Origin of the sequence: Methylomonas defluvii, assembly GCF_033949435.1 — a bacterium.
Classification (GTDB): Bacteria; Pseudomonadota; Gammaproteobacteria; order Methylococcales; family Methylomonadaceae; genus Methylomonas; species Methylomonas defluvii.
This window is the reverse complement of record NZ_JAXARY010000001.1, coordinates 316,652-335,428: the sequence shown is the minus strand read 5'-3', so window position 1 is coordinate 335,428 and position 18,777 is coordinate 316,652. Positions and strand designations below refer to the sequence as shown.

Annotated in this window: 15 protein-coding genes; all 15 read right to left on the bottom strand. The window is 49.6% G+C overall.

Annotated elements, in window-relative coordinates:
• Window positions 1-309 precede the first annotated feature (309 nt).
• Entirely contained in the window at window positions 310-1,263 is a 954-nt protein-coding gene (locus QLH52_RS01535) for a hypothetical protein (protein WP_033155991.1), read from the bottom strand.
• Window positions 1,260-3,425, bottom strand: coding sequence for a glycosyltransferase family protein (locus tag QLH52_RS01530; RefSeq protein ID WP_319960329.1), 2,166 nt, complete (start codon window positions 3,423-3,425; stop codon window positions 1,260-1,262). The genes QLH52_RS01535 and QLH52_RS01530 overlap by 4 nt, the downstream gene beginning before the upstream one ends.
• Window positions 3,425-5,488 (bottom strand): hypothetical protein, encoded by a 2,064-nt coding sequence (locus QLH52_RS01525; protein WP_319960328.1) that lies wholly within the window; start codon window positions 5,486-5,488, stop codon window positions 3,425-3,427. Before QLH52_RS01525 ends, QLH52_RS01530 begins: the two co-directional genes overlap by 1 nt.
• On the bottom strand, window positions 5,485-7,032 hold the full coding sequence (locus QLH52_RS01520) for a hypothetical protein (protein WP_319960327.1): 1,548 nt from the start codon (window positions 7,030-7,032) through the stop codon (window positions 5,485-5,487). Before QLH52_RS01520 ends, QLH52_RS01525 begins: the two co-directional genes overlap by 4 nt.
• Window positions 7,032-8,363: an ABC transporter ATP-binding protein gene (locus QLH52_RS01515; RefSeq protein WP_033155987.1), complete on the bottom strand. Its 1,332-nt coding sequence runs from the start codon at window positions 8,361-8,363 to the stop codon at window positions 7,032-7,034. Before QLH52_RS01515 ends, QLH52_RS01520 begins: the two co-directional genes overlap by 1 nt.
• Before the next feature lie 58 nt (window positions 8,364-8,421).
• Window positions 8,422-9,213 (bottom strand): ABC transporter permease, encoded by a 792-nt coding sequence (locus tag QLH52_RS01510; RefSeq protein ID WP_205453118.1) that lies wholly within the window; start codon window positions 9,211-9,213, stop codon window positions 8,422-8,424.
• A gap of 115 nt (window positions 9,214-9,328) precedes the next feature.
• Window positions 9,329-9,928, bottom strand: coding sequence for an NUDIX hydrolase (locus tag QLH52_RS01505; RefSeq protein WP_319960326.1), 600 nt, complete (start codon window positions 9,926-9,928; stop codon window positions 9,329-9,331).
• Between the two features lie 30 nt (window positions 9,929-9,958).
• Entirely contained in the window at window positions 9,959-10,897 is a 939-nt protein-coding gene (locus tag QLH52_RS01500; protein WP_033155985.1) for an NAD-dependent epimerase/dehydratase family protein, read from the bottom strand.
• 25 nt (window positions 10,898-10,922) lie between these two features.
• The gene (locus tag QLH52_RS01495; RefSeq protein WP_171696635.1) at window positions 10,923-11,507 is read right to left on the bottom strand and encodes a D-sedoheptulose-7-phosphate isomerase; all 585 of its coding nucleotides are present in this window, start codon (window positions 11,505-11,507) and stop codon (window positions 10,923-10,925) included.
• Window positions 11,498-12,217 carry a nucleotidyltransferase family protein gene (locus QLH52_RS01490; RefSeq protein ID WP_205453113.1) on the bottom strand — a complete coding sequence of 240 codons (720 nt, stop codon included), beginning with the start codon at window positions 12,215-12,217 and terminating at the stop codon, window positions 11,498-11,500. Before QLH52_RS01490 ends, QLH52_RS01495 begins: the two co-directional genes overlap by 10 nt.
• A gap of 10 nt (window positions 12,218-12,227) precedes the next feature.
• Complete coding sequence (locus QLH52_RS01485; RefSeq protein WP_205800346.1) at window positions 12,228-13,397, bottom strand: DegT/DnrJ/EryC1/StrS family aminotransferase; 1,170 nt, start codon at window positions 13,395-13,397, stop codon at window positions 12,228-12,230.
• Between the two features lie 16 nt (window positions 13,398-13,413).
• A complete protein-coding gene (locus tag QLH52_RS01480; RefSeq protein ID WP_319960325.1) occupies window positions 13,414-14,376 on the bottom strand; it encodes a transketolase family protein in 963 nt (320 codons plus the stop codon).
• Window positions 14,373-15,191 (bottom strand): transketolase, encoded by an 819-nt coding sequence (locus tag QLH52_RS01475; RefSeq protein WP_319960324.1) that lies wholly within the window; start codon window positions 15,189-15,191, stop codon window positions 14,373-14,375. Before QLH52_RS01475 ends, QLH52_RS01480 begins: the two co-directional genes overlap by 4 nt.
• 94 nt (window positions 15,192-15,285) lie before the next feature.
• Window positions 15,286-16,281 carry a GHMP family kinase ATP-binding protein gene (locus QLH52_RS01470; RefSeq protein WP_319960323.1) on the bottom strand — a complete coding sequence of 332 codons (996 nt, stop codon included), beginning with the start codon at window positions 16,279-16,281 and terminating at the stop codon, window positions 15,286-15,288.
• Window positions 16,282-16,285: 4 nt separating this feature from the next.
• On the bottom strand, window positions 16,286-17,806 hold the full coding sequence (locus QLH52_RS01465) for a B12-binding domain-containing radical SAM protein (RefSeq protein ID WP_101052016.1): 1,521 nt from the start codon (window positions 17,804-17,806) through the stop codon (window positions 16,286-16,288).
• Window positions 17,807-18,777: the final 971 nt, after the last annotated feature.

Genomic DNA, 18,777 nt, shown 5'->3' with positions numbered 1-18,777 from the left:
AGCTAACCGAGAAACTTCTCGTGCCGGGTGACTTTGCCTCTGTTAGCGTATTCGGCATCGGCAAAACTGAGTTATCGTTAAGGGTCCATGCGCGTCGTCGCGAAAACCAGATGAATGCCAAATTATATCCCTGGTGTGCAATTAATCAGAGGTTCCTTAACGGAATAAATAGCGCCACGAGACTTTAGTTATTTCAGAACTCCCTTGAAACGTCTGCCGGCAAGAAAAATATCACTTTTTAGGAAGCTGATGCGCCATCTTATAATCCATCAATATTTATCTTTTGTATAAATAGTTCATGCCCATTAATCAGGTGTCCAAGCGCTCCAATAAACTCCAATACTCTATCAAATCATGTGGAAACCGATGCTTTGCGAGAAAAGATTGCCGCATGCCTTCATATTGCGTCAAACAATCTTGATAGGCCTGGGGCCAATTATTCACCACCCGCCTTAATTCATCTTCCCAGCCAGTTTCATGCAATTGAATACAGCATTCAGCAATGCAGGATCGGTCTTGCGTTCCAATCGAAACCGTTGCTCGGCCGCAACGCAACGCGGCAATGATACGCATCAGTGAAAGCCAACGCCAATTGGGTCGCTGGGGAATATTCAACACGATGCGCGCGGATTCATTAAGTCGGTCACGCCCCTTTCTCGGTAAAAAGTTCGAGGTTTGCGCTAACACAAAACGTTCGGCAATCGCCCTTAGCGTTTGATCCCGAAACGCAGTAAGTGCGCCGGAAAAAACGACTTCATGCGTCGGGTTTTGACCCGTCAAATCAACACGCACTAATTCGGGAAACGGAAGCGTTCTGACTGTAAGGCCGGGAAACATTCTCTCAGACCCTACTAACTCAGGCAGGTCCCCCAACACAAAAATAGCCCGAAAATAAGGTACGCAATCCATGAGATTCTTGATTCTCGCCACCTGAGTTGCAGGATGCATGTAGTCATTATTGCTCCATAATCGGTCGCCATGGATGAACAATTCGTTTCCAACCAGATCAAGGTGCTCGGTCATAATAACCGCCACTCGCTTGCCAGTGCGTTCGCAATAATCAATGAGTGTCCTGCTGGTCATTTCCGAAAAATTCTCGATGACTACATTTAGCGCACTATCCTTTGGGGTGCGCCCCATAGTCACGGAATAACCATGTTGCTGCATTATCAGAAAAAAGAACTCGATCTGATCAGTTACGCCTTGTAAAGGATGGTTATATAACCAAAGGTGAATCGACCGACTCTTGGAATGCCCGGTCATGACAAACTGCGCTCTACAGCCATTCTTACATCCTCAAGCGAGTCGCCGGTATAGAGCTGGCTATAGCCGTTTGTGTTTACACGATTCATATCAAATGCCCCTTCGGCTTGCATGATTGCAAAAAAAGAATTTCCAACACGGATCAAATTGAAGCCGCAAACCCCCTCTTCAACCAACTCAATGCTTTCTTGCGATACAGTCGATAACTCTTCAACTTTACGCAGAATATCCTTAAGACTTGTTCCTTTAATGCAAACTTCGTAATCTCCAGCATCTGCGCGCTGCTTGTTGAATTCTCCTCCATTCTTGGAGATGGCATAAAACTGATGATTGCAACGTATAATATTCAGCCCATTCATATCTTGTGCAACAAGTTCAATATTGGCTTCCGGCTGGGCTATTTTTTGCTCCGCAACTATTTCGCCAAAGAATTGCCTCCATGCTCGATATAAACGCCTTAACAACTTAAGAAATTTGGATGAGAGCGCGTAAACAAGGGGAAAAGGCATTAATTTGTTGGCTACGACTTCAATAAACCGTTTTGTATTTCGGCGCTCGGCCTCCGTGATTGGGACTCTGAGATAACATCCGCCTAGCCCTTTTATTTCCGTTGAAAACGCGAGAGGGATGGGCAATGACTGCTCGACATACTCAGTGATTGGAGACCAGTCATGCAACCCCACCGCTTGATCGCCAGGAGAGGCAATAAAACACCCTCCCATTTCGGTGACACATCCTTGACCGGTATGCAATCTCGCTACCGGTTGCGGCGGACTCGTGAAAACCCTGCCCCAATCGCTGTCGTCAATTAAAAGATGATGCTTCGCTGGCAATAAATCTGTTGCCCCATTCGACACAAGATTATCTTTAAGAAAATCCTGATATAAACCATATACGTCAGACCAAAAAGCTTCGCTGAATAGGCGCCCTGAAAACTCCATACGAGCTTTTCTGCACACGTTGGCAGACAATTCTGCGTATTTTTTTGGATTTTGGAACAGTTCTGTTATGCGCCTTAAGAGTTGTTCAACAAGGGCGTCTTCCAAATCTGGATTTCGAGCATATTGATCAATCATTACTCCGCATTCAGGATCCCGTCGCCAATTATTGTCAAATACCCCAGATAAAACTATTCCATCCCTCCCATCCACGACATAGCGGCTGGTCCCAATGGTATCGGAGACAACCGGCACAGCGCCCGCGTCCATAGCCTGCATGATCGAAACCGAATGCAAGGAAGCGCTCGGAAGCAGCAGAAAATGCGCGGCGCACATTAGCTTCTCCAGCTCATGCGCTGTCAGATAATCCTCAATCCATATAATGCTATGACCTTCGTGACAGCCCAACCAATCTAAATCAACACCATATTGTCGCAACATTGCATCCGAGGGGCGTCCGCAACGCATAAACAATCGTTTATTCTCCGGATCGCGACAAAAGGCTTGCCAAAAACGCAAGACAATATGCCCGCCGCGCAAGAAAAAATTTGCAGGGTTCTGATTGGCCGAATTGACAAACAGGAATCTGGTTGACGATAGAGGTCCTTTGGATAATTGTTTATTTTCTTCCGCCCCCTCCATTAAACCAATGCGCGACAAATGAAGCTTGGCATCGATGATAGGCGACGCAAAAAAACGGCTCAAATCCGTGATCGTCTCAGGTAAATGGGAAAAAACTCCAAGACACATCGGATTTTCAAATATTCGCTTGTAATGCGCTCGTACCTGTTCTTGCGATTCCATGCTACCGGTTCCTTGATGCGCGAATGGAAAAAAAACCGGCGCGAACGATTCGCAGTGAAATACAAAAGGGCGACACAGACTCGGAAACGGTGCAGTGTGATGAACTTCAATCTCACCGGGCAATAAACGGGTTAATGCCTGATTGGCAGACCAATAATGTGCAAAGTAATCCTTCTCGATAGGCGATAAGGAAACGTTTTCCAACTTGACGGCCTCTTTCGCAACTTCGGCGAGTAAGGATTCTCTGAACGCCTCGTCGCCGCGCAAAGATTGCGATAACTCGATGTTATCCCATGCCGCGATATTCAACCAGTCGGGCTTCTCTTCGAACAACGCCCGGTAGAGGGGATGAAAGCCATTCAGCGGAATATAGTGTGTCAGGCTCCAGGGAATTGCGACATTCAGTATCTGTTCGCTCATCAAGGTTTTCTCCGAAACAGACGCGATAGGAAACTCGCATTACGAATGTTGAGCTTATTATTCAAGTCCATAATTCGTTCTTCTTGTTTGTGTAGTTCACCTTGCAAGCCTGCGTGCTGTTGAATAATGCTAGTTAACGTATTCTGCAAACTTTTGACCACGGAGTCCTCAATTTGCAGGCTCAATCCCTGTAGAGAACCTTCGATTTTTTCTCCGTATAAACGGGACATATCATAAACATGCTGTTGAATGATGCTAGTTAGCGTATGTTGCAAACCTTTGACCACGGAGTCTTCAATCTGCAGACTCAAAGCCTGTAGAGAACCTTCGATTTTTTCCCCGTATAAACGGGCCATATCATAAACATTCTGCAACTGTAACTGTTCCGATTGCGTTTGGATCGAACGCGCACAGTCGTCGAGCTGAGCTTGCAAACCGGCGATATTTCCGTTGAGATTATTCGTCAGGCGAACGGCCGTCGAGATACCATCTATATCATCCATCAGAGTGTCGACATCCCTTGCCATTAGAATAGCGTCCGGCGTGTAAAGGGTCAGCAAGGTCTGTAAATTTTGCGCTAAATTGATCGTGCCAACAGACTGACGCAAAGCGAAATAACGTCCCTTCCAGGCCACCAAATTAAAGCCTTTGTAAGCATCAAAGAGACAAGGCTCTTCGGATTCCATCCAGTAGGCCAGGGAAACGTTGTTCGCCGTGTTGGAATGCAACTCAAGCCCCGTTTGGTTAAGCTGTGCCAATTGCCGATCATAAGCCTTACGGCCAATCAACAATACGGACTTTAATTCGGCAAGCGTCGTTGCCGAAGGCAAGCGCGCAAGCTGCTGGGGCGCGCATTCATCCAGAGCAATAACACCCGCCGAAAGAGGGACGGCATAAAAACGGCGGGCATAGCGGACAAGATTGCAGCCCATGAAGTCTTGTTCCACGGTCAAAGGCATCTCGTTGAAGTCTTTGGCCGAATACCGCAACGGACGCGACTGAAATTCAGCCACCCGGCTAGGAATCAAAGAATCACCCCTTACCGTGTAGCCGAAGCCGGAAAGAACATCAGCACATCGATCAGCCAATTCGTCGATCAGATTTGAAGGCAATTGCGAAAGATAGCCACCTATACGACCTTCACGAAAGGTCGCCGAATTCTGATTGAAGACCTGAGCAGCAATGTCTTTGGTAATACCGTCCGCCTGAAGTTTTAACTGTATGGCCCAAATCGATTTAAGTTGAGCGCGCGCCGAACCGCCGCCGGCTCCCCCCACCAGTTCCTCGAAAGCGACCGGGATGACATTCGGAAAATTCAGCCATGGCAAAAAACCTCCCACACGCTGCCGTAAGGAACCCAACAACCATTCGTCGTCTACCAATTGGCGCACCCGATGTTCAAAATCCTCACCGGAAAAATAGCCTGCGAAAACCGTTTTACCTTCGCGATGGTAGTAATGCGCCTCAGAGACCAGAATATCCAACGGGTGCCGGTAAACAAAGAGCACAGGGGATTGAGTAACCGGATGGTGCCGATTGCCAAATGGCGCTCGGCGCACCGAGTCGATAAAGAAATCGCGAGCAACCGTATGTGAGTTACTGTATTCGATACAATACCAAGTGCCTGGCTTGGGAAAATCAGGTATTTGAATACCAGCGGCATATCCCAACGCTCGAGCAAACTCGTAGGCCAAATGCGTTCCGGCCTTGGGGATAGAAACTATAAACAAGGGTTTGCGACTCATGTGCCAATCACTTTTCGGCGCAAAAATCCGTACCTGTTGCAGATCCAAACATGCCAACAACAGATCCCCAAGTTGCTCGCCGCGAGTTTCCGTAAACAACAACACGCGAGCTTGTTTTAGAACTTCCATTGGCGGAATATCCGCGTGCGCAATAACCGATACGCCTTCGTTAGCAGCATCCCGCACGATGGTATCCGCAAGCTCGCCGTGACCCACAAGATAAACAGGCCCGTTTAATGGCGGATTGTCGCGCAAGGCTTCTGCAAAGGCTCGCGCAGTCGGCTCGAGAAATCTAAGTTCGCTGCTGTTTCCTTTCATTTATTCACCATCAAAATGAGTTCGGAAAAAGAATCTGCAATTCCCGTAAAAGCAATGCCGGAGAGGTTCGGCAGGCTAAAATCGACAGGCCCCAGCGCCTGTGGAACCGCATAATACTTGCCTTGAAAAAGTACGATATTTGTCGTTCCCACGCTATCCAGCAACAGAGGCTCAGAGTATTTCTCCTTCTTACCGGCGTAGGAGCACTGGCCAGCATTGACCGCAGCGGTCATAGCGGATACAAACGAGGCCAGCTCCGCATCATTATCGTAAAGTCTTGATACGACTGGCGTTATCGAATCTATCATGGCCGAATCTAAATCGTCATTATGCACCGCGTCGATCCAGATTGAGGCTGCTTCATTGAAAATGCCGCACGCCTCCTCCGCCACATCCGACACTTCCATGACCAAGCTTTCGTCGCGGCACGAGGACCGCTCTATGGACGTATGGGTTCGCCAAGGATATTGGCGAAAACCAAAACGAGAAAAATCGATATTGGACTTGTTGAAAGCAAATCCAAACAAATCTTCGTCACCGTAATCACGAAATACCTCGCCCCGTCGAATATAGTCTTCGAGCATTTGCTGAAATGGCGTATACGCACTTTCGTCTAAAGGCGACATGGGGCCGTAACCGTAGCGAACCGCATACTTTTCGATCCCGTGGTCGCGCAAAATATCGAGATGAGTATTGGTTATCCAGCCCTTCCAACCCTCAACGATGCCATGCCCCCGACGTAGATTGTGCTTGTGGGCGCCGGTTAGATTCACATGGTCGAGTTTTGCCCATAAGGCTTGCGCCTGAGGTACGCTTGTGCCGCAACCCAATTCATCTGCAATACCGAGAATGGTCTTGACCGGACTATCAATCAAGTCTTCCCAGCGCATCAAATAGTATTGGTGATCTTGCTGTGTGAATTCTTCAAGGTAAGCCTTAAAAGGCGGCAGTAGCGCTTCGAAAAAGTTAAGATCGCTAAGCTTGTAAAGAGCAAGGCGTTGTCTTAGAAAGTCGTTATCCTCCTGACAGGGAACAAAACGTTGGATATATTCACTGGCCAGCGCATTGATCGAAAAACAGGCAGATGTTAGCGTTCCCGCGGGATGACGCATTGATGCAAAACGCAAGCCCTTCGGGACATCAAGCGCGCTCAACCAAGCCGCCGGCCCAACATGCGAATGGACAACCTCGTAATAATTGAGAATCTCTCGGGGATGAGAAGTAATTAGTGTGAAATCCCCGCCACCACGCAGGCCGATATATTTTCGAAATCGAGCATCGCGAAACTCGGAACCGGCCAACCATTTAGGTCCTCCGGCCAATTGTCGAAAGTTGTAATTGTAAATGAGATCGTGCGACAGACCGCGGCGCATGAACACATCTTCTATTCGCCGGGAAATCTGGAATCCGGCAGTGTCGCACAGCGCTTTGATGCTAAGCGTACGTCTATCCCGTGCCGGACCGACAAGTTCAGCAATCACACTGATGAGTAAAGAGAAACCGCTACGGGGATAACCTACCACCAACGGTCGTGGAGCTATCATTAAACTACCTGCTCATCCGGAATCTCTACAGCCACTAATTCAGGCACGACCTGAAGGTCAACAAAACCTACCGATTGCGGTGTATCCGAAAATTTCAATCGTGCCACTGAGCGTCGCACATCGACAAAACTATCTTGCCCATCGACAAATTCGTTACAACCGAGATTGAGAAAATATTCGCCCCCGGTAAGATGCGCTTGCCAATGGAATCTTAACACCGCATAGCCGTCAGCTTCGATTTGAGCGGGAGGATGTCCCATCATTGCCAGGTTAGTGCCAAAAACATAAGTGCCTTCTAGCGAGACGATGGCAAAACCAACCGAGAGTTGCACGAACTCGTTGCCGACTAATTTGACAATCAACTCGCAATTGGCATGCGAGGCAATCTCGGGAGGATTCAATTCACCATCGACCACCAGATCGAAATCGACAATCCGGGCCTTACCCGAGCCCATTCGGGTTTCGTGGCGGTTATAGGTAGGTTTTAAGGGGATTTTATCGGTTTTGTCCGCCCTTTCCTTTTTGGGCATCTCCGACATTCCCTTGACCATTTCCTTCTTTCGCTTACCGTTGTTCTTAGATATGTTTTGAGCCTCTCCGAACAACAACTTTTGGTAGTGATTGACAGCACCAGCGATCGGGCCGATGTGTACCAACTCTCCCCGATCCAAAACGACGCCACGGTTGCAAATCCTTAACAGGGTGTCCGTACTGTGCGAGACAACCAAAATAGTCTTGCCTTGCTCCATGAAGTTTCGGATGCGTTGGAAACAACGGTGTTGGAATTTGGAATCACCAACGCTCAGCGCCTCGTCGACGACAAGGATTTCGGGGTCTATATGAATCGCGGCCGCAAATGCAACCCGGACAAACATTCCAGAAGAATAAAGCTTAACCGGTTGATCAAAGAATTCGCCGATGTCGGCAAATGCTTCGATATCGTCGATACGCTCTTGCATTTCCTGTTTCGAAAAACCTTGAATGGCACCATTTAAAATGACATTTTCACGCCCGGTGAATTCGGGATTGAAACCAGCTCCTAACTCCAGTAATGCGGAAATTCTGCCGCTCGACTTAACCTCTCCTCCGGTAGCCTGCATCACTGCGCAGATGATTTGCAATAACGTCGACTTGCCTGAACCGTTACGCCCCAAAATACCGAAGATTTCCCCGCGATGCACATCGAAACTAATATTCCTCAGCGCCCAAAACTCTTTGTGGTATTGCTTACGGAATGGATGAATAGCCTCAATTAACCGTTGCTTCGGAGAAGAAAACAATCTGAATTTCTTACTAACGTTGCAAACTGATATTGCAGGCAACGACTCCATTAAGCCCCCTCCATTTCAGTTAAATAACGCTTATTAATCACATTATGCTCCATTATTTTCAAAGCATATCGGCAAACTCAGGCTTAAGCCGCCGAAAAATATAAGCACCGAAAAATAGAATCGAAATTGTCACAATCCAAAAAAAAGCAGTATCAGCTAAATTTGGTAATTTCGGCTCCGGAAATATAAGTAAGCCACGATACCCTTCAACAATATAGTAAATTGGATTATAAGATAATAGATGGCGATAATTTTCCGGCAACAGTTCCATTGACCACACAATCGGCGTTAACCAAAACAGAACATTCAATATCACGGATAGGGCTTGCGCTATGTCCCGGTAAAACACTTGTAGCGCGGAAAACAACCAACCCAGACCGAGTAGCAATGTGGCGTTGCACAGCATGAAATAGACCACCAACAAACGCACCGGCGAAAATGCAATGTCATACCAAACTTGCATTCCTATCACAAAGATCATGAAGATCATATGCGGCACAATACCTGCCGTGATGAATACGAAGGGGAGTATTTCGGTCGGAAAAACGGTTTTCTTAATCAGATGAGCGTTACCGGTCACCGATCCGGTAATGGTGATCAAAGTTTCATTGAAATAAAACCAAACCATCAGTCCGGTGATAAACCACATAATGAAAGGCGAACCGGCGGGCGCGGCCGCTTTAAAACCTACCGAGAACACAAAATAAAACACCGCCACCGTAGAGGCTGGCTGGATGATAGACCATAATGCCCCACCCATAGTCCCAACGTATCTGCTTTGCAAATCACGCAAGGCAAGTGCGCCAATTAGTGAACGATACTTCATAATATTACTGACAATATCCAACATGGAATCAAGGCGGAGATTAGATTACCGGGCAAATTAGTTTGGGCGGCGAATTGAACTCAAACTAGCTGATAGCACATTTAAAAAGCCGTAGCGGAGCAACAAATCAAAAATGTCTTCAAACATTGAAATCATGCGTCATCAACCATTTGTAAACCAGCACCAACGAACTGGCGTCTTCGATTTCACCCTCGGCGATCATTTGTAATACCTTGGATCGGTCGAAAAATTGAAGCTCGCCGTGGCCGAACTCCGGTTCGACCTTGGCGGTTGCACCGGCATCGACCGAAGCGGCAAACAGCCGAGAGCGAGCCTGGATAACGCCTGCTTCCGGCGACAGCCCCCCCATATCCCTCAAACCACCGTCCAATAGCGCCAACCCCGTCTCTTCCATCAGCTCGCGTTCCGCTGAGGCGGCGGGGCTTTCACCGGGCTCCCCATGCCCCTTGACCACTTCCCAAGACCAGCGCTGCAAGGGATGTCTTAACACTCGGATCAAGCCAATACAGTGCCTTGCAACCGGAAGTACAGCAACGCCAGCGACAGAGCCCTCGACTAAGCAGCGAGGTACGACGCTCAGATAGCGCGGCACTTCGTTGCCGTGAGAATCAACGACGTGATCGGCATAAACCCGAAATAACGCATTTTCGAATACCTCTTGCCGCCCCAAAAGTTCGATCCTAAAGTTTTCGTCCTTTACGTTATTTTCGTGTTGCATGCCGGCGCTGATGTTTAGTTTGGTGTTAGATCAAACGTTGCCGTACATCGAGTTCTTGATCATCGTGAAACCTTTGATCAATTCAGCAATACCAGCATCAAGGCTGACAGAAGTTTTGTAACCGGTTGCCTCAATTTTTGCATTGGAGACGATGTAGTTGCGCTGATCGGGATCTTTACCGACCGGTGCGTCGATAAACACGAAGTCGGGAATCTGCTTTTTGATTGTTTCGCACAATTCCTTTTTAGACACATTGGCTTCGGAGAGCCCCACATTGTAAATCTGGCCCTTCATCGCGTCATAATTGGCAATCGCATGCTGGAAAGCCCTTGAAACGTCACGCACATGTACGTAATTGCGTTTGAAATAACCTTCGAACAGCACGACAAAACGGTCGTTGACAGCGCGATAGGTAAAGTCGTTAACCAGCAAATCAACGCGCATCCTTGGCGACATGCCAAATACGGTCGCCAAACGGAAGCTGATTGCGTTTTCGCGCTGCATCAATTCCTGTTCGATTTTGACCTTTTCGATTGCATATTGCGAAATCGGACGCAACGGCGACTCCTCGGTACAAAAGTTGTTTTCATCGCCGGTGCCGTAAGCGCTGTTCGTGGTCGGCATCAACACGATTTGATCCTTGGCCAACAACTTCAGCATCAGTGTGATCGCGTCGTGGTTGGTAGTGGTTGCGCCGATTGGATCCAGATTGCACAGCGGCGCCCCCACCAGCGCAGCCAACGGAATCACAATATCGGCATTTTTGAGCAATGGTGCGACATTTTTTTCCAAGCGGATGTCACCCTTTACGACCGAGAAATTCGGGTGGTGGCAGACGTGGTTCAAACTGCTTTGCTTGAACATGAAGTTGTCGAGCACCGTAACTTTATGTCCCGCTGCCAGCAAGTCGGGTACCATGGTAGAACCCAGATAGCCGGCACCGCCGGTCACTAAAATGTTGTAACTCATAACTCTCCTTTCGGTTCGAAAAAATTCATTCGCCAAAGATTGCCGCTTCGACGCACTCGCACAGCGTATGCGCCAGGACTATGTGTAATTCCTGAATAGTGCTGGTCGCAGTTCCCGGAACGACTACTGCATACATCGCAAGTTCGCGCGCTTTGCCGCCATCGCGGCCGCAAAATACGATGCTGGGTATCGACATAGCGCGGCATTGCGCCAGCGCTTGCAAGATGTTCGGCGACTGGCCCGACGTGCTGATGCCTAAAAAGATGTCGTTGCCGCAGGCTTTACCGGCCAGCTGCCTGGAAAATACGTGTTCAAATCCGTAGTCGTTGCCGATTGCGGTCAGGATGGAACTATCGACAGTCAGGGCTTCTGCGGGCAAAGCGTCACGTTCCCGCGCGAGTTTACTGACAAACTCCGCCGCCAAATGCTGAGCATCGGCCGCCGAGCCGCCGTTACCGGCGATATAAATGCGGCCACCGTTGCGATAACAGGCAATGACGGCTTCCACCGCTGCGCCGAATTCGGTTAAAGCCTCGGTATCCGCCAATAGACTGATCTTGGCATCAATCGAGGCTTGAACATTGATCCTGATGCGCGAAACTATATCCACGCCGCCTCCTGGTTCAACACTTGCGCGGCGCGTGCGTAATCGTCTGGAATGCCAATGTCGATGAAAGTGCCCGGAAACTCGATACCGGTTAAACGCCGACCGGCCTTCAAAGCCGCCGGAAAAATATCGTCTTCGAGAGACCATTTGGCGTTCGGCGTAAATTGTTCTTCCAACAATACGCTACGGCGCAGGCAATACACGCCGCCGTTGGCCAAACTGCCGATACCGCCCTTACCTGACTGCAAGGACTCGATGCGACCGTCGTCCGCTACTTCCAGCGCCATATAGCGGCCTTCTTCGTTGGAACGAAACAACGAAAAACAGCAATCCGCGTCGTTACGTTGTGCGAAACACATTAACTGCTCCAAATCCACAGCGAAGAAAGTATCGCCGTTGAGCAACAGAAAACGTTCGCCGGCCGAGATGTTGCGTGCGGCTAACAGCACCCCCCCACCGGTACCCAGAGGAGTTTGTTCGAGCACGTATTCGATCATCGCACCACGATAATTCTCACCGAAGTAATCAATGATGGCATCGCACCGGTAGCCAACCGATAGAATGAAACGCTCCACACCCTGGGTACGCCAATACTCGAATAAAAATTCGAGAAACGGCCGACCATTAATTGGGGCCATCGGTTTCGGCAAATCGGGTACCGCGTCACGCAAACGAGTGCCCAAGCCGCCTGCCAGAACAATTGCCGTGGTCACGATGTCGCCGTCAAACCGCGTTGAGCAACGCGCACAGTTCGTCGACTTCGGCAGAGTTCAAGTCGGGGAAATTGCCGATGTAAAAACCGTAAAAATGAACGTGTTCGGTATTCGGATATTCCAGATGATGGCCTTCCGGCACGATGCCGCGCAAATACGGCTGACGGATCTGGTTGCCGCCGCCGGCGCTACCTCTGCGGAATTCGATGCCGGATTCGCGCATTTTTTTCATCACTCGTTGAACCAAATTATCGTCGGCCTCTTTGAGGATCAGATTAAAAGCGTAATTGCTCGACCCCTCAAGTTTGAAATCGGTGCGGTATTTGGACGCATCAATTTTATCGAGAAAGCGCAGCAAATTTTCGGTACGCCGTTGTACGATCATATCGAGGCGTTTGAGTTGGCTACGGCCCATTATGCCGCCGATTTCGGTATTACGGGTGTTATAGGCCGGATAGGCAAAAATAAAATCCGGGTTGAGCTGCGGATTGTCGTCGATGTAGCGTGCCTTCAAATCATTGTCGGTCGCCTCGCGCACCATGCCGTGCGAACGCAACATGCGCACTTGCTGGTAGACCTCGGGGTCGTTGGTGCAAACCATGCCGCCCTCAATGGTGCTCATGTGGTGGGCGTAGTAATAGGAAAAATTGGAAATCCAGCCGATACTACCCAGCAATTTACCGTTATGGCGGGCGCCGTGCGATTCGCAGACATCTTCGATCAACGGAATGTGGCGGCGTTCGAGTTCCGCGACCAGTTCGTCGGTCAGGCCATCGAAACCTTGGACGTGAGTCAGAAATACGGCGCGAGTTTTGTCGGTAATCTTACTCAGAATTTGTTGCGTATCCATCGCCAGCGTCGCCGGATTGATGTCGGCAAATATCGGGGTAAAGCCGTTCTGCAACACCGATGCGACATCGGATACCCAGGCCAGCGGCGGCACGATGACTTCGCCGCCTTCGGGGTGGCGTATTTTCAACACCGCCATGGTCAGCAGGTTGGCCGATGCACCGGAATTCAGGAAAACACTGTATTTCACGCCCAGCCACTCCGACCACTCGGCCTCGAACGCGCGCACGTTCGCACCATGAGTCAAAATCGGATCGTCTTGTTTGAGATGTTCGATCACTGCGTCGAGATCTTCGCGCAGAATGTTGTTACGCATCAGGGGGAATTTCATGTTGTCGAATACCCGGTTAATGAGAAAGTGATTGAATGAAGGCCGCAACGCGCCGTTGCACGGCTTCCGGCCCTATGCCGACTTGTTCGTGCAATTCGGCCCGTGTACCCAGCTCAAAACGGTAGCCGCCATTGACCCCCAGATTGAGCAGCGTCAAAGGCAGGTTCCGTCGAGCCAGAAAATCGAATAGCATGGCATCAACCCCACCGCGGCCACTGAAGCCTTCTTCCAAACTGACCAAGCCTTGATAGCCGGCGAGTTCGTCAGCTAAGCTATCCTCGTCGAAACGCGCAATGTCCACCAAATCGATGACACCGACATCGTGCTCGGGGTCTTGCTGAGCCGCCACCTTCAGCGCGGTATGCAACATGTAGCCGGTCGCCAGCAAACATATGCGCCGCCCTCGACGGTGAACGTGAAAACCCAATCGCAAATCCGGTGCCGCTTGTTCGTAGATTACCGGCAATACCTGAGCGTCAAAGCGCAAATATTTGGGGCCGGTAGCCGATACGCAGCGCTCGAACAATGCTCCAGCTGTTACATGGTCGGCGGGGGAAAACACCTGAAAATTCGGCATCGCGCGCATAAGGGTCAAGTCTTCGTAGCACTGGTGCGTCGGCCCGGAAACCACGTAACTATACCCGGCGCCGACACCGATCAAATTAACGTTAATCGGCCGCACCTCCGACAGCAATGCCAAGCTGACACGAATCTGTTCGTAACAGCGCATGGTTATGAACGGCGCGATCGCGTAAGCAAACACGGTAAACCCTTCGAGCGCCAGACCAGCAGACACGTTGATCAAATTTTGCTCGGCGATGCCGACGTTGACAAACCGGGAGGGGAAATCGGCGCGTATTTTATCCAGTATCGGCGAACCAAAATCCGCACTGACGAAAAATATTTTTGCATCCTGCTCCATCGCTTGCCAAATCCGATCAAGCAGAACGTCGCGCATCGGTAGCGGCTTGGTCGTCATGGCAATTGCTCCAGTAGACTGTCAATTAATTCCGGCTTGGGATTAAGAATGTGGGACAAAGGCGCATTCTCCAAACCCGGCACACCGCGACCTTTCAAGGTTTTGGCGATCAGTGCTTTCGGTTTACCAGCCGTCGTCGCCTTCATCTCCAACAAACCCGCCTGCACAGCCAACACATCGTGACCATCGACTCGCCGACAATCCCAGCCAAACGCGGTTAAGCGCTCGCTTAGCGAATGGTGGCTGACGATATCATCGGTATAGCCGAGCATGCTGATACCGTTGTCGTCGATGATGAGATTCAGATTGTCGAGCCTGTGCTGAGAGGCAAACATCGCGGCCTCCCAATTGGCGCCTTCGTGCAATTCGCCGTCACCTGACACGACGAACACTTGTCGGTCACTGTCGAGCCGCTTCAAGCCCAGAGCCATACCGGTGGCTACGCCCAGGCCATGGCCAAGCGAACCGTTGACGGTCTCATAACCAGGAATCACCGGATCGGGAATACCGCCCAAAAAACCGCCGCTATGGCAAACCCTCAACAATTCATCTTTCGAAAAAAAACCAAGATCGGCCAAAATCGGATACATACAAATTGAACCGTGACCCTTGCTGATCACGCAACGGTCACGATGCGCCGCCAATGGCTGAGAGGCATCGAAACGCAATACGCCTCCATAATACAACGCGACAAAAATTTCAACGGCTGATAGCGACGAAGCAAGCCGAGTCTCGGGCGCGCGACGGTGGATCGCGAGCGTCTCTCTCCAGACCCAATGGGCCTTCGCGCGCAAATCAAGGGTTTCGGAATTCACAGCAGCGCCTCCATTTCGGCGTTGGTTCGGGAATGGGTCGAACCGTTGGTCTCCCTGGTATGAAGGCCAAGACATAAGAACTGGTGCATCACAATTAAAGTCCGTTGGGTTGGTAGAGAACTACACGGCTGCCAGAGTCTTCGAAATTGAACGGCACGTGAATCAGCTTGTCGAGGCGTTCGCGAATCGCGGCCTGTTTCTCCGGTTTAGCAAACAACAACAAGAAACCACCGCCACCCGCACCCAAAATCTTGCCGCCGATGGCGCCGGCATCCATTGCCGCATTGTATATTTCGTCGATCTCTGGGGTGGACACCCGTTCAGACAAACTGCGTTTGTAATGCCAACTGGCATCCAACAGCCTACCGAACGATTCGATGGGTTCGCGGCCGTCCTGCAGCAATGCGATAGCCTCGTCGACCATCGCCCGCATCAGCTTCAGCTCTTTCTCGCGATTTTTCAAATTGTCGATTTTCGACTTCGCGACTTCGGAGGCGATACGCGAGAAGCCGGTAAAGCACAGCATCAAATGTTGACGGAGCTCTTGTTGGCGCTGTTGCGGCAGAATCAACGGTGCAACGTCGAAGGTATCATTGGTATGAAACTCAATCCGGTTGAAGCCACCGAAGGCGGCGGACACTTGATCCTGGGAGCCGACATTCTCACCAATCAAGTTTTGTTCGATGTGAATCGCATCGCTAGCCAATTCATCCTTGTTGGTCATTCGCCCTTGCAAGGCTTGCAAGGCGTTCAATAAGCCCACGGTAAACGACGAACTGGAACCCAAACCGGAACGAGCAGGCAGGTCGCCATCGTGATGAATTTCCAGGCCTTCTGCAACATTTGCCCAGTTAAGCACCGCGCGCACCGCGGGATGTTGAATTTCGTCGTTATGTTTGACGTTTTCGATCAAGGAATAGACGATGCGGTGTTTATGGTCGAAAAACGGCGGCAGGCGACGGCAACTGATGTAGCAATATTTATCGATGGAGGTCGACAGCACGGCGCCGCCATGCTCGCGATACCAACCCGGGTAATCGGTGCCCCCCCCAAAAAACGAAATCCTGAACGGGGTTCTGGTGATAATCAAGTGCTCAATCTCCCAACAATTTTCGCTTAAGGCGGATGCTCGCCATGTCCTCGATATTCTTGCGCTCCTGCACGCCAAAACGGCGCTCGGCAAGCCCGAGATAGGCGGGATTTGAAAAGTAGGTTTGCCATGCCTGATCACGGAAACGCAACACATCCTCCGAACGCAAATACTTAGTCGGCAACGGTTCGCATTCATACGACAGGAAGGCAAAGCCTTCGTAAGTCTCGGGCAGTTTCCAGCCGTTGCGTTTGGCAATATGGTACATAGGACTGCCCGGCAAGGCCTGACAAGGATACATGTTGGCCATCTCGGTATTGAGCTCGATGGCAAGATCGAGCGTTTGCTGCATCGTTTCCAGCGTATCATCCGGGAAGCCGAAGATATAGTTGCTGATAATGCTGATGCCGGCATCGCCAATCGTGTCGCACACGTCACGGATATTGACTTCCTTGAACGACCCCTTGGAAACTTCTTGGCGCACCATTTGATTACCCGCCTCGATGCCCAATGCCAGCCAATTTACGCCGGCGCGTTTAAATAAATCGAGCGCATCGCGCCTGACGGTATCGACGCGGGAATAAGTCCACATGTTAAAGTCGAAACCTCTATCGACCACGTTTTGCAGTATCGGCTCGTAGTACTTACGATTGAGGAAGAACATTTCGTCGCTGATGCGTAGTGTGCGAACGCCAAGCGTCGCCAGTTTTTCCATTTCGCGAATTACCCAGGCTGGCGACCAGAAACGCATGCCGCGGGAGTGCGAGGCATCAATGCCGGCGCCGTTATCGGACCGATTGACAATGTTGATCATGCAGAAATCGCAACCGAAATTGCAACCTAGCGAGGTGTAAATAGCCGCGAACGGTGTGCGTTTGTCGTGGCTGAACTCTGCATGCCAGAAATGCGCCCGATAAAGATCGAGTGGTTTTTCGCGGTAAGGCAGCAAATCCCAGGCATAACCCGGCAGGTCTTCGTCCATTCGTTCCTGCGGCACCACGGACTGAGGCGGGTTGAGCACGGGCAAAGCCGAAGAGCTTTGTTTATAGCCGATGCCCTTGACATGCGCCAAGTCGCTCTTGAGATTGCCTTTCAACAGGTTGTGCAATGCGTAAACACCTTCGTTGAGCAACACAATATCGACGCACTCATGAGCCAGAACGTCCAGAGGCAAAGCGCTCGTATGCGACCCAACAAAGGCAATCGGCGTTTGATTACCAGCAGCATCCTTAAACGCGCTAGCCAAGGCCAATGCGCCGATCATACTGGTTGTTCCGGAATTGGGGTTTTGCCCGTAAACAACAAACACTACCAAACGGGGGTTGAGCTCATCAATGCGCTGAACCGATTGTTCAAGCGTCAAACGCTCAGCGTCGCAATCCATTAAGGCTACATCAAATCCCTTGCTTCGGCATGACTCCGCCAGTAAAAGTGCCCATGTAGGGGGCTCGATAGCTGAATAGGTTTTAGCGAGATCCTGATAAGCCTTAGTAGACGAATCGGGGTTTATGAACAATACATCCATCTAGTATTTAATTATTATGTGAGACTAAGGTCTGTTGCGACTCATTTAGGTAACCGAAAAAACATAATCTAAAGCAATTCTGCTTATGTAATTGCGCTTCAATTTCTACGGCATCAATTGTTAAACGTTGTAAAAAAGCCTTTTCAGAAAAGACCGACTTGTACACGATAAAACACCCTTCCACTACCTGCCGAAGCGGTCGTAATGTTATGTATTACGGCACATCCACCCACTTCTCTTTAAAGTTGATAACTCAATCTATTTAATTATTCGGATCGACGTCAAGCCAATAATAGCATCATTGACTAGCTTCTGACACCAGTTGATTTAAGACCCCGTTAAAAACACAATTCAGTCAGAAAATCACCCTCAAAACACAGCCTAATCATTAAAGTTTACTCATCGACAACAAAAAATCAATAACTTGTCGACAATGTTTTGTAGTAACCATACTTATGGATACTCAACGTCGAAAATAATTTCAACCGCCTGCTGAAAAGGCGATTATCATGAAGATAAAAGTTACGTATTTGACCAGAAAATCCCCATGAGCCAAGCCTAATAAATACAAAATACTTTATCTCTTAATATTTTATTTATTCCACACATTATTAAGAGCTTAAAATGTTTTTTGTAAAAAAGCAATCTACGTTGCCAACCAATTTAATAAGAGCCATGACTTACTTCACTAGATACAACCATGATCGATCAGCCTTGAATCGTCAAAATTAACCAAGCATATTTGTACAACGAGCCTAGACCATATGAACTCAATCTCGCCCGCTTCCACCTACACCCCGGCAAGAGACAGTTTTAAGTTCGAAGGCTTCTGGCGATTAAAACAGAAAAAATGACCGTATCAAAATCCATTCTAACGGAATTGTTCGAGGCCTTACTCAGGCTATCAATAACCTGAGGATCTCACTAGTGAAAACAGCCTGCTGACGCAACACCCCCAAAACCAAACGCCC

Excerpts from the sequence above, each read along its gene's own strand:
- QLH52_RS01535 (WP_033155991.1), bottom strand. The coding sequence starts at position 1,263 with ATGACCGGGCATTCCAAGAGTCGGTCGATTCACCTTTGGTTATATAAC.
- QLH52_RS01530 (WP_319960329.1), bottom strand. The coding sequence starts at position 3,425 with ATGAGCGAACAGATACTGAATGTCGCAATTCCCTGGAGCCTGACACAC.
- QLH52_RS01525 (WP_319960328.1), bottom strand. The coding sequence starts at position 5,488 with ATGAAAGGAAACAGCAGCGAACTTAGATTTCTCGAGCCGACTGCGCGA.
- QLH52_RS01520 (WP_319960327.1), bottom strand. The coding sequence starts at position 7,032 with ATGATAGCTCCACGACCGTTGGTGGTAGGTTATCCCCGTAGCGGTTTC.
- QLH52_RS01515 (WP_033155987.1), bottom strand. The coding sequence starts at position 8,363 with ATGGAGTCGTTGCCTGCAATATCAGTTTGCAACGTTAGTAAGAAATTC.
- QLH52_RS01510 (WP_205453118.1), bottom strand. The coding sequence starts at position 9,213 with ATGTTGGATATTGTCAGTAATATTATGAAGTATCGTTCACTAATTGGC.
- QLH52_RS01505 (WP_319960326.1), bottom strand. The coding sequence starts at position 9,928 with ATGCAACACGAAAATAACGTAAAGGACGAAAACTTTAGGATCGAACTT.
- QLH52_RS01500 (WP_033155985.1), bottom strand. The coding sequence starts at position 10,897 with ATGAGTTACAACATTTTAGTGACCGGCGGTGCCGGCTATCTGGGTTCT.
- QLH52_RS01485 (WP_205800346.1), bottom strand. The coding sequence starts at position 13,397 with ATGAAATTCCCCCTGATGCGTAACAACATTCTGCGCGAAGATCTCGAC.
- QLH52_RS01480 (WP_319960325.1), bottom strand. The coding sequence starts at position 14,376 with ATGACGACCAAGCCGCTACCGATGCGCGACGTTCTGCTTGATCGGATT.
- QLH52_RS01465 (WP_101052016.1), bottom strand. The coding sequence starts at position 17,806 with ATGGATGTATTGTTCATAAACCCCGATTCGTCTACTAAGGCTTATCAG.